Genomic DNA, 12,086 nt, shown 5'->3' on the forward strand with positions numbered 1-12,086 from the left:
GCGCACAATCTGGCAGGGGTCCTGCACCGTGAAGGTGATGCCCAGATCCTTGTTCCAATCGGAATTGACCTTGAGTTTTCCCTCCCTGATCCATTTGGCGTAGTATTCGTAGATGTTTTTGACTTCGAAACGATGCTCGATACCGAATTTTTCCAGTCCGGCCCGGACTGAATACGTGACGTGCCCTCACTCCGTATTGAGAAAGACCCGACACCCCAACTCGCTGGCTTTCTCCGCCGACTGTCGCGTCAGGTGCTCCCAGTTCTGGTCGTCGGCCAGGAACATACAGTAATTTTCGCCGGCCCAGCCACGCGAACCATAGGTCCAATCAGCACCGACGATGTGCAGGATTTTCCACAGAGGCAGCAGCTCGTCGGGCTCGGTCACGGGTTCGCGGGAATTCTGGTTGAGAAAAATCTCCGCGCCCTCCTTGTCGATGGGGGCCTCCATATCCGCGAACTCCGGCTGGGATTCCCGGCATTCGCTCAAGACATCCTCGACCACATAGCCAAAGTCTTCGGGCGAGGCGCCCATGGCGCTGCCGCTTTCGGTCTTAAGCGCCATATCGCACGATCCCATGATACCCTTGGGCCGCGTTTCCCTGGGCCAGGCGGCCCTGGCCTCGTAGACCAAACGCGGAATGTCGATCTTCATGGGACAGACATAGATACAGCGCTGACACATGGTGCACATCCAGACCCAGGGCGTGGATGTGACCTCTTCGTCCAGGCCCAGGGCGGCCATGCGCAGAAATTTGCGAGGGTCCATGCCTTCCAGGCCAGAGGCCGGACACCCGGCCGAACAGGCCCCGCAGGTCAGACACATATTCAAGTTGCCGCCCTCGGGCAAAAGCTCCTGAACCTTACGCATAAAGGTGCTCTTGCCGTGGCCGACCTCGATAACTTTTCCGTTCAGCATTCCGGTATCCCCCGAAATGGAGTGTTTAAGGGCAATCCGGACAAGGGCCCCGGAGGGCCCCCGCCGTTGTCGCCGTGATCCGTCGCTTTTGGCGGCCGGCTATGCCGTGGCCGAAACGTTGGTCACCTCGCCGGTCTGGTCGTACATCAGGCCGCACCGCAAATCGAAATGCCGGTTGACGCTCATGGTCGGACACGGCGCGTTGATGGACACCTGGACCACCGTGGAGCCCAAAAAGGCTTCCTCGGGGTCGTCGGCCTTGGAATGGTGGGCCATGATGATCAGATCGGCGCCGACCTGCTTGGCCATGTTCAAAATCTCCATGGCCGGGCGCCCGCACCGTCCAACATAGTCGCACGTGGCCACGCCCTGCAGCCGGTCACCGTATTCCTTGCGCAGACGGTCCTCCAGGGCCGCCCTATTTTCGGGTGAATCCGTGCTGGTCTCGGACACGTTCATCAGGGTCAGGCCGGCCTTGTACTGCCGGGCCATCTGACCGCCGTAGCTGACCGCGCATTCCGATTGCTCGGAAAAATCCGTGGCCACCAGAATCTTGGAGAAAACAGGATCTTCACAGCTTATGTCGCGATGCACGATCATGACCGGACAACGCGCCTTCTGGCTGACCCGTTCCAAGGTGCTGCCGGCCATGCCCCACATCTGGGAGCGCTTTTCCTCGTATTCCTTGGTGTGCGGGCCCATGATGACGAGATCCGTGTCCTTCTTGCGGGCCAGGCGCAGCAGCTCGTTGTGCGGAATTCCGGGCACGACCTGAACATGGGCCGATGGCAAATCGTTCAACAAATACCCGTACATGTCACGGATGCGGCCTTCCAGGCGGCCCGTCTCGCCCGAAGCCTCCAGGGTCTCGATGGAACCCCACCCCTGATCCATGCCGGCAACGTGCACCAGATACAGATTGGCATCGAACTTCTTGGCAAACTGCACAGCCGTGCGCACCGCGCATCCATCCACGCCAGTGGGCGTCACGCCAACGATGATGTCCTTAAACATAACTCCCTCCCTTGGTTAGGGTTGCTTTGCTGATTCCTGGGCCGTCTCCTCCGCGCCCGGCGACTCATGCCGCCAGGCCCGATCCCTGATTCCGGCCCGTATGCTCCCGCTCAGACTCATGTTCTTTTCCAACAGCACGGACGGTTCCTCCAGGCCAAAGGCCAGGCCCATGAGCTGGGTCAGATACAAAATGGGCACATGGTGGCCCCCGGCGGCCGATTCATTCTGGTAGGCTTCCAGATTCATCTGACACAAAGGGCAGACCGTGGCGATGGCATCCGCACCCTCGGCCGCCTCCAGAATGGCGGCCACGGAATGCATGGCCACTTCCGGGTGCGTGACCATGAGCGACGCCCCGCAGCACCTCGCGCCCATGTCCCATTCGTGGACCTTGGCCCCCATGGCCGTAAGCGTCTGGTCCATGGTCACGGGATGTCGCGGATCGTCGAAGGCGGCATACGGCCGCAGCACCTGGCAGCCGTAGTACGGAGCCACGCGCATGCCGTTCAGATCGCGCACGACCCGCTCCCGAACGGCGTCCAGGCCAATGTCCAGGACCAGGGCGTCCAGGATGTGCCGCACCGTCACCTTGCCGTCATAAGCCAGACCGCAGGCGCCAAGGGCCTCGTTGACCCGGCCGTGCAAAACCTTGTTGCCGACCACCTCCCGGTTGACCTTGTACAGGTTAAGATAACAGGCGCTGCACGGAGACAAAACGGACAGTCCCGGCAATTCCTTTTCGGCCAGGGCCAGGTTGCGGGCCGGCAGGGCGTAATTCATGAGCTCGCTGACCGGCTCGGCGGCGCTGGCGCCGCAACAGGTCCAGTCCGGTATTTCGATGAGTTCCACGTCCAGCTTGTCCATCACGGCGCGCACGGACACATCGAACTCCTGGGCGCTCTCCCGCAGCGAACAACCCGGATAGTAGGCGTATCTCATGACTGGTCCTCCATTTCCCGCACCTTGGCGAAAAGCTCCTTGAGGCGGCCCTTCTGACTGGTGTCGGGGACATGCAGCTTGCCGACCCGCATCATACGCACACCCAGGGGCAGGTAGTGCAAAGGCAGCAGCGGGTCGCGGCTTTTCAGAAAATAGCCGGGCATGAGGCTTGTCTCCTGCACGCGGCCGTATTTTTCCACGTTGTCCATGAAGGCGTCGTAAAAAGCGCTGTTCTTGCGCACCTTCCACGTTCCGCGCAGCCGGGCCAAGCGCTTCAGGGCGCCCATGGCGCGGGTCAGCTTGAGACCGCGCGGGCAGCGCAAGGTGCACATGTAGCAGGACGAACACATCCAAAATGTCCTGCTTTCCAGAATGCGGTCCAGCATCCCGAACTGCACCATCCGCCACATCTGGCGGGGCGTGACGTCCATGGCGAAGCCATTGGGGCACGATGCCGTGCATGTCCCGCATTGCATGCAGGCCCCGAGTTCCCCGCGCAGTTCCGCAAGAATCTCCCGGGTTTCGGGGTCCGGGCTCCAGGCCTGGGGTTTCGTCTGGTTCATGATCCACCTTCCCTTGGCTTACGCCAGTTGTTCCAGGGCGGCGTCGATCACCGCCATCATCGGGCCGTCATGGTAGCTGCCCAGCACCGTGGCGCTGTTTGGGCACACGGCCGCGCAGGCACCGCAACCCTGACAAAGCATCTCGTCCACCCGGACCACCTCGTTTTCCAGGTCCACGCTGCGCGCCCCGTAGGGACAGGCCGCGATGCAGGCCTGACACAAGGAGCACAAGGACGGACGGACCACGGCCACCACGTTCTCGCGGGCAACCTTGCCCGCGGCCAGGATGCGCATGGCCCGCTGGGCCGCGGCCTTGGCCGAGGCCACGGCATCGGCCATGCGACGGGGCGAATGGGCCAGACCGCACATATAGATGCCCTGCTTCATGAACTCCACCGGCCGCCATTTGCTGTCGGCCTCCTGGAAGAATCCGTTCTTATCCACTTCCACCCCGAAGATTTCCGTCAGGTCTTCCACGTCGTTGGGTTCCACGCCGCTGGACAGGGACAAAATGTCCGCCTCGACACGAATCTGGGCGCCCAAAACCGGGTCCAGGGCCGTGATGACGGGCTTGCCGTCGGTAAAGGCAACCTGGGGCGGATTGTCCAAATCGTAGCGGATGAAGATCACGCCGGCCTGACGCGCCCGCGTGTAGTAGGACTCCAAAAAGCCCTGGGCCATGATGTCGCGATAAAAGACATAAATGGGCAGATCGGGGTTGCGCTCCTTCATGGTCAACACGTTCTTGAGCATTTCCGGGCAGCAGATGCGGCTGCAGTAGTTGCGCTCGCCACCGTCGCGGGAACGCCAGCACTGGATCATGGCCACGGCCTTGAGAACGCCGACGTCCAGGGCGCCGCTGGACAGTTTTTCCTCCAGCCCGAAATGGGTCATGACCGACTTGTGCACGCAGAAGCCGCTTTCGTAGATCTTGGCCTCATGCCCGCCCGTTGCCAGGATGGTCACGCCATGTTCCAGGGGGAAGATTCCGGAATCGCCGCTGATGGCCGACCGGAAGCGCCCGGCGCTGCCGCGCGACAGCACCACCCGGGAATCCTTGAAAACCTTGATCCGGGGATGCTTCTCCACCTGGGCCACCAGGTCTTCCATGTATTTGCGCGGGTCCGTGCCATCGAGCTGGGTGAACAGCCGCTTGGCCATGCCGCCCAACTCCTCCTCGGCCTCCACCAGGCAGACTCCATAACCCTGATCCGCGATGGCCATGGCCGCCGTCATGCCGGCCAGCCCGCCGCCGACCACCAGGGCCGAACGGGACACGTCAACCATGACCGACGGCGGCGTGGGGTCCGCACCCTGAAGCTTGGCCACGGCCATGGACAGAGTGGAAAAAATCTCGCGCGCCACGTCCACGGCGTCGCGGCCACTGAACGTCGGCGTGTGGACATCGACCACGTCCATGAGGGCCGGGTTGAGCCCAACAGTCCGCCCGAGCTCCTTGAGGCGCGGAATGTAGGCATAGGGCATGCATGCCCCGATCAAAATCCGATTGGGCTTGTTGGCCACCGCGGCCTCGCGAATTTGCGTCCAGCCCTGTTCGGTGCAGGCCTGACCGACATGAACCACGTCATGCACCGAATGCACGCGGGCCACGGTGTTGGTCAGGGCTTCCAGATCCACGCATTTGCCCAGGGTCGGACAGGACGTGCACACGGCGATCATGGTCCGCGCCGGCTCGCGGGAAACGTCCGGGTATTCCGGTTCCGGAGCGGGCGGGGCCGGTCCGAGCACATCATAAATCTTGATCATGCGCGCCGCCGCCTCGGACGCGGCCCCGGCCTGCATGACGGATTCGGAGATATCCTTGGGTTCGCCAAAGGCTCCGGCCGCGAACACGCCAACCCGGCTGGTGCGCTCGGGCGCATAGGGCTGGGTCTGGCAAAATCCCCATTCGTTGGTGTCGATGCCCGCTGTCACGGCAAAAGCATCCATGCCCGCCGGAGGCCGGGCGCCAACGGCCAGAACGACCATGTCGAAGGCCTCGTGATGGCGCTCGCCGTCTTCAAGCAGACATTCCAAAGCCACTCCGCCATCCTCCGTGGGCACGACCGAATGGGGGCGGGTGCGCACGAAACGCACACCGTTGTCCACGGCCCGCTGCCTGTAATCGTCCCAGCCTTTGCCGAAGGTGCGCATGTCCATGTAGAAGATGGTCGTGTCCACCTCGCCGCCCGTGGCCTTCTTGGCCAGCATGGCCTCCTTCATGGAGAACATGCAGCAGACCGAGGAACAGAAATTGGCGTTCTTTTGCACGTCGCGCGAGCCCACGCATTGAATCCAGGCGATGGAACGCACGGGCTTGCCGTCACCGGGCCGCAGCAATTTGCCGCCCGTTGGGCCCGTGCCGCTCATGAGGCGCTCGAACTCCACGGCCGTGAGCACGGCCGGATGGCCGTAACCCCACACGTCGCGGCCACCATTGGGATCCATGTCCGGATGGTAGCACTGGAATCCGCCGGCCAGAATCACGGCGCTGACCTGCAATTCCTCGGTGGTGTCGGACACGATGCGCATGTAGTGCTTGTCCAGCCAGGGCACGAAGGTCTTGGCGGCCAGCGGCTTCATGAGCGTGTCGCGCGCGCCGCGCCGCACCAGATCCGCGGCCGTCTCTTCCTGGCCGGGTTCGGCCAGGACGGACACGGGCAGATCCGGCCGCAGTTCCCGGCCACGGGCCATGACACGCTGGGCGTCCACGCCGGTCAGGTTGAGCCCGACAAGCAGGAATCCGACATCCGCGCCGCCTTCAAGCAGATCCAGGGCCTCCTGGCCGCTGGCCGCCTCCAGAACCGGGAAGCGCAGATGCTCCAGGCTTTCGCGGACCAAGGCGCGCACGTCCGGATCCTCGTCGGCGATAAGGATGCCAAACCGCGCCCGCTCCTCGAACTTAAGATCAATGGCCCCGGTGGGACAGACCTCATGGCACTTCCAACAGCGGATGCAGTTGTCCAGATCAAGAACATAATGGTTGGGGATGGCATGGGGCACGGGCAGATGAATGGCCGCACGCTGCGTCAGGCCGGCGTTGAACTCGCTTGGCACACGCACCGGGCAAACCTCCGAACACTTGCCGCAACTGACGCATTTGTTCGGATTGACCAGCGGCGAACGCCGCTTCAGGCTGACGAAGAACTTACCCGGCTCGCCTTCCAGGGAGGCCAGCTCCGTGGACAGCATAAGATCAATATTGTCGTGAAACAGCCCCTTGCGCAGACAGAATTGGCTGGCCGAGTCGCGGTTCATGAGCGGCAGCATCCGGCACATGCCGCAATGGTCCGAAGGAAACTGATAATCCAACTGGGTCAGGATGCCGCCATGGCTGGGGCTCTTGTCGATCAGTGCCACCTTGTGACCGGTCACGGCCAGATCCAGGGCCGCCCGGATGCCGGCGATACCCGCACCCACTACCAAAGCGCCGTATTGTTTCCGCATTTCGTCCTCCTCCAGCTCATGCCAGGTGCGAGACCGTGTCCTGGAATTCGTCTTCCTTGAATACCGTCAGCGGCGGAGCCTGATCCAGGCTCAGGCCGGGTTCGTAGCCGAAACTCTTCTGTGTCCGGCTGGCCACGGTCCGGAACAGCTCCATGACCTCGATGCCGTTGGGGCAGGCGTTGGAACACTGTCCGCAGCCGATACAGGCCGTGCTCATGTGGGCCATGCGGGTCAGGTGGTAAAAAACCGTGTCCGTGGGCAGCTTGAGGCTTCCCTTGCGCTTGGCCCAGCCCAGATACTGCCAGGGCTTGTGGTCGAAGACATCGGTGTTGAAGACACATTCCTTGCAGTAGCAGACCGGACAGGCCACCCGGCAGTTGTAGCAGTTCACGCAGCCGGAGAGATAATCGGCCAGCTTTTCCAGGGTGGATGTTTCTTCGGACACGCGGGCCATCATGGCGTCGCGGGCCTGAATGCGGGTCTCGACCAGGGATTTGAGGGCCGCGTCGCGCTTTTCCCCGGAATCCCCCGCCGGCAGGTTCATGGCTCCGAGCAGGGCTTCGCCCCTGGCGCTGGCGGCCATGACCGTGACGGCCTTGGTCGGATCGCCGCCAAACAGTCCGATGACCATGTCCGCCCCCTGGGGCGCGGGATATTCACAGACCCGGCAGGCCGAGGCCAGGGCCGGACCGGCCGGGACCTCGCCCTTGGCCATGGCGGTGTGAAAATCGACGCTGGCGGCCATGGCCTCGCGCTGGCCGACAAATTCGCCGTAATGGACGTTATCGTAAACGCCCAGGCAATCCACGCCGATAAGGATGATTTCCTCCATGGAGCCCTGATTGAGCTTGACCAGCTCGATAAAGGCCCGGATCTCGCAGGGCCGCATGACAACGGCGACGCGCTCGCCCAAGGGGCCCTTGGTCAGGCGGGAAACCAGACGGGCGCTGTTCATGGGGAAGGCCGGCGCCAGGGGATCGGCCCGATCCAGCATTTCCGGATCGGTGACCAGGGTTGGCATGGGCATGCCGTGGTTGAAAAGGTGGACCGGAAGCATGATTCCGGACAGGGACGCGTCGCCCAGCAGATCCTTGAAAAACTTCTGCAAGGCCCGGACAGGACCCTGTCCGTCGACTTCAATGCGCGCAGTGGTGGCCATGTGTCCTCCCGTGCCTACAGAGCTGCCATGCCCCGACTATCCAGGGGCCCCAGTTCTTTGATGTCGTTGATGAAATTATTGACCGTGGCCGCGAATTCGTTGCCCTCGCTGGCGCCGACCCAGGTCAGGCGCACCCGGCGCTTGTCGATGCCGAATTGTTCCAGAATCTCGTTCAACAGGCGTACCCGCCGGCGGGCCTTGTAGTTGCCATTGATGTAGTGGCAGTCCCCTGGATGACAGCCACTGACGAGAACGCCATCCGCTCCCGAAAGCAGGGCCTTGATGACGTATTTGGGGTCGACCATGCCCGTGCACATCATGCGCACCAGCCGCACATTGGGCTGCTGGGTCATGCGCGAGGTGCCGGCCAGGTCGGCGGCCGTGTACGTACACCAGTTGCAGACAAAGGCCAGAATGGCGGGTTCGAATTCCTGATTCATGCGATCCTCCTCACGCCCCTGCTTGGTTCGCGGTTACGGAAACGTCCCCGGCCGGCATCGTGAAATCCGGCAACGGGTCCAACATACCATCGATTTCATTGAAAACCTGGGTTTGACGGAAGTGCTTCACCTGGGCCGCTCCGCTCGGACAGTACCCGGCGCAGCTGCCGCAGCCCTTGCACATGGCCTCATTGATGACAGCGATATGGCGACGCTCGTCGAATTCTATGGCCGAATACGGACACAGACCGATGCAGACCTTGCACCCGATGCACACGTCCGGGTTGATCCACGAGGTTGTCGGAGAAATGGACACCACGCCGCGCGCGGCCAGGGCCAGGGCCTGGGCGGCTCCGCCCGAGGCATGAGCCACGGCGTCGGGGATATCCTTGGGGCCCTGACAGGTTCCGGCCAGGTAGATGCCGTCCGAGGCCGTGGACACGGGTCCGAGCTTGGGGTGCTCTTCCAGGAAAAATCCGTCCCGACCCTGGGCCACGCCGAAAACGCGGGCCACGTCCGTGCAGTCCTTGCGGGCCTCCATGGCCGTGCACAGAATAACCATGTCCACGGGCACGCGGATATGGACCCCAAGCAGGGTGTCCTCGCCCACGACCACGAGCTTGCCGTCTTCCTGGACCACTTCCGCGGGCCGGCAGCGCACGAAGGTCACGCCCTCTTCCTGGACCCGGCGGTAGAATTCCTCGTAGCCTTTGCCGAAACAACGCATGTCGATGTAGAAATTGTAGACGTCGCACCCATGGCCGACCTTGTCCTTGATGAGATGGTCGTACTTGAGGGCGTACATACAGCAGGTGCGGGAACAGTATTCGTGGTAGTTCTTGTCGCGGCTGCCGACGCAGTGAATGATGCCGACGCTCTTGGGCATTTCGCCGTTTTTCATGACGATTTTTCCGCCGGTCGGCCCCACGGCGTTGTTCAGGCGCTCGAACTGCAGGGCGGTATAAACTTCCGGATAGCGGCCAAAGCCGTATTCGACCATGGGCGTCGGGTCCATGGTGTCGTACCCGGTGGCCAGAACCACGCTGCCGACGTGATAGGTCTCGCGGCGGTCCTGCATGGTGAAATCAATGGCGCCGGTGGGACAGGTTTTCTGGCAGATGCCGCACTTGCCCTTGGTCAGCATTTTACAGTGGGCGGCGTCGATAACCGGCGTACTGGGCACGGCCTGGGGGGAATTGCGGTAAATGGCCCGGCGCATGCCGATGCCTTCCTCGAATTCACTGAGAACCTTGGTCGGACATTTTTCCAGACAGGCGCCGCAACCGGTGCACATGTCCTCGCGCACATATCTCGCCTTGCGTCGGACAGTGACCGTATAGTTGCCGACAAAACCCGAAACCTCTTCCACCTCGGTCCAGGTCAGAAGTTCGATGTTGGGTTCCTGGGCCACGGCCACCATCTTGGGCGTGGAAATACAGGCCGCGCAATCCAGGGTGGGAAAAGTTTTATCGAACTGGGCCATGTGCCCGCCGATGGACGGGGATTGTTCGACCAAAATGACCCTGTGTCCGGATTTGGCGATATCAAGGGCGGCCTGGATGCCGGCGATGCCCGCGCCCACGACCATCACATCGGGCAGGACACCGACTTCGCGGGAATGCAGCTCCTGGTGTCTGCCGACCCGACGCACCGCCGCCTCGACAATATGCTTGGCCTTGCGCGTGGCCTCGACCTTGTCCGCAGTGACCCAGGAACAGTGTTCACGGATGCAGCAGTGCTGCATGAGGTAGGGGTTGAGGCCGCCCCGGGCGCAGGCCTTCTGAAACGTCTTCTCGTGCAGGCGGGGCGAACAGGACGCGACCACGACCCGGTCCAGCCCGTGCTCGCGGATGTCCCGGATGATCATCTCCTGGCCGGGATCCGAGCACATGAACTGGTAATCCCGCGAAACCGCGACGTTTTTGAGCCCCGCCGCGAACTTGGCCACATCCGGACAATCCACCTTGCCCGCGATGTTGGACCCGCAATGACAGACATACACCCCGATCCTGTTGGCCATGTCATCCCCCTTGTCCCGTGTTCACCGAATGTTTTTGTTCAGTTCCAGGGTCAATTCACCCACCAATCGCTTGAGTTTCTCGTTCTCCAGGACTAAATCAGACTGTGTTGGCGGCCTGGGTTGCTCTTCGAACACGCTATGGCAATGATCCAGAAAATACCCACGCCATTTATAATACAGCCCTGGACGGAGATCATGAACGCGGCAAATTTCATTTACATTTCCGCCCATGAGTCCTTCGAGCACTATCCGCGCCTTGGTCCTGGCGTCCCATTTGCGTTTCATCCCTGCCTCCTTCACGTCGGGTCATCCTAGTCGCGGAACCTTGGCTTTTTACAAAGAGACAAGGGAACATTCACTGTCTCCATGCGACATGACAATATCCGAGAATTATTCATCAACTTCATCGACTGTGAAAGAACGCTCTCCGCGAGACCCTACGCCCGCCCCTTTGCGAGTCTCCTAAACACAATACATGCCGAATAGTAATTATTCAAAAATACCAGAAAGTTGCTTCTACAATAAAAGCAATAGACACATAAAGAGACATGGAGAGAAAAAGAATAACGGTCTTGAGACGAAAGAAGTGTCTCGCTTGACGAGACACGACAAGGGTGTATGAGAATGACAAGCCCTGGCATGGTCCGAATAGTGGATATGGCAGGAAGAACACTCTCACCTTTGGCGGGGTTGGCCCTGGGGTCACATTTCTTGTACCGCAAGACATCCGTCCACGGAGCGCATTCATGAGCGAAATCCTGATCATTGACAGCGACATCACCTTTGCCCGGACCACGCGGGAAAAACTGACCAAAAACGGCCTGCACGCGGTCCATGCCGCGAACCTGTCCAAGGGTTTGGCCATGCTGCATATCGGGGACTTTGGCTTGGTGCTGCTCGGCGACAAGGCTGGTGGGAAAAACACCCTGGAATTCCTGGGCACCCTGCGCGAGGTGCCGTCGAGGCCGGAAATCATTGTTCTGTCCAGCGACCGGAATCCGGACGCGGCCGAGGCGGCCATTCAGGGTGGAGCCTGGAATTTTTTGCCCAAGCCGGTCAATCTCCAGCGCCTGCTGGTTCTGACGCAACGCGCCCTGGAATACCACCACGGCCGTCCGGCGCGGCGCGCCCCGGTCTCCCTGCGGCGCGAAGGCATCGTCGGCAACAGCCGGCTGCTCAATTCCTGTCTGGATATCGTGGCCCAGGCCGCGGCTTCGGACGCCAACGTGCTCATCACCGGCGAAACCGGCACGGGCAAGGAGCTCTTCGCCCGCGCCATTCACGCCAACAGCGCCCGGTCCAATAAAGCCTTCGTGGTCGTGGACTGCGCCGCCCTGCCCGAAACCCTGGCCGAAAGCATGCTCTTCGGCCATGAACGGGGCGCCTTCACCAGCGCGGACAGCCGGTCCACGGGCCTGGTCACCCAGGCCGACGGTGGCACCCTGTTTCTGGACGAGGTCGGCGAGCTTCCCCTGTCCGTGCAAAAGGTTTTTCTCCGCGTCCTGGAGGGCCGCAGCTATCGCCCGGTGGGCGGATCGAAGGAAATGAGCAGCAATTTCCGGCTGGTGGCGGCCACAAACCGCAAT

The 12,086-nt window shown here is 61.7% G+C and carries 10 protein-coding genes; 1 reads left to right on the forward strand and 9 read right to left on the reverse strand.

Annotation, left to right across the window (positions count from 1 at the left end; genetic code table 11):
• The 9 genes from EOL86_07880 to EOL86_07920 form a co-directional block, all read right to left on the reverse strand.
• A partial coding sequence (locus EOL86_07880) for a (Fe-S)-binding protein (protein ID NCD25494.1) occupies nucleotides 1-918 on the reverse strand: 918 nt, incomplete at its 3' end.
• Nucleotides 919-1,017: 99 nt separating this feature from the next.
• Nucleotides 1,018-1,932, reverse strand: coding sequence for a universal stress protein (locus EOL86_07885; protein ID NCD25495.1), 915 nt, complete (start codon nucleotides 1,930-1,932; stop codon nucleotides 1,018-1,020).
• 15 nt (nucleotides 1,933-1,947) lie between these two features.
• Entirely contained in the window at nucleotides 1,948-2,871 is a 924-nt protein-coding gene (locus EOL86_07890; protein NCD25496.1) for a disulfide reductase, read from the reverse strand.
• Nucleotides 2,868-3,434 (reverse strand): 4Fe-4S dicluster domain-containing protein, encoded by a 567-nt coding sequence (locus tag EOL86_07895; GenBank protein ID NCD25497.1) that lies wholly within the window; start codon nucleotides 3,432-3,434, stop codon nucleotides 2,868-2,870. The genes EOL86_07890 and EOL86_07895 overlap by 4 nt, the downstream gene beginning before the upstream one ends.
• An 18-nt stretch (nucleotides 3,435-3,452) precedes the next feature.
• Nucleotides 3,453-6,881, reverse strand: a complete 3,429-nt coding sequence (locus EOL86_07900; GenBank protein ID NCD25498.1) for a 4Fe-4S dicluster domain-containing protein — start codon at nucleotides 6,879-6,881, stop codon at nucleotides 3,453-3,455.
• Between the two features lie 16 nt (nucleotides 6,882-6,897).
• Nucleotides 6,898-8,040 carry a formate dehydrogenase gene (locus EOL86_07905; protein NCD25499.1) on the reverse strand — a complete coding sequence of 381 codons (1,143 nt, stop codon included), beginning with the start codon at nucleotides 8,038-8,040 and terminating at the stop codon, nucleotides 6,898-6,900.
• 14 nt (nucleotides 8,041-8,054) lie between these two features.
• Nucleotides 8,055-8,480 (reverse strand): hydrogenase iron-sulfur subunit, encoded by a 426-nt coding sequence (locus EOL86_07910; GenBank protein ID NCD25500.1) that lies wholly within the window; start codon nucleotides 8,478-8,480, stop codon nucleotides 8,055-8,057.
• A 10-nt stretch (nucleotides 8,481-8,490) separates the two neighbouring features.
• On the reverse strand, nucleotides 8,491-10,500 hold the full coding sequence (locus tag EOL86_07915; protein NCD25501.1) for a CoB--CoM heterodisulfide reductase iron-sulfur subunit A family protein: 2,010 nt from the start codon (nucleotides 10,498-10,500) through the stop codon (nucleotides 8,491-8,493).
• A gap of 21 nt (nucleotides 10,501-10,521) precedes the next feature.
• Entirely contained in the window at nucleotides 10,522-10,785 is a 264-nt protein-coding gene (locus EOL86_07920; protein NCD25502.1) for a transposase, read from the reverse strand.
• A 461-nt stretch (nucleotides 10,786-11,246) separates the two neighbouring features.
• Between EOL86_07920 and EOL86_07925 the strand changes: the two genes are divergently transcribed.
• On the forward strand, nucleotides 11,247-12,086 hold an 840-nt coding region (locus EOL86_07925), incomplete at its 3' end, for a sigma-54-dependent Fis family transcriptional regulator (GenBank protein NCD25503.1).

The sequence above is a fragment of the Deltaproteobacteria bacterium genome (assembly GCA_009930495.1).
GTDB lineage: Bacteria > Desulfobacterota > Desulfovibrionia > Desulfovibrionales > Desulfomicrobiaceae > Desulfomicrobium.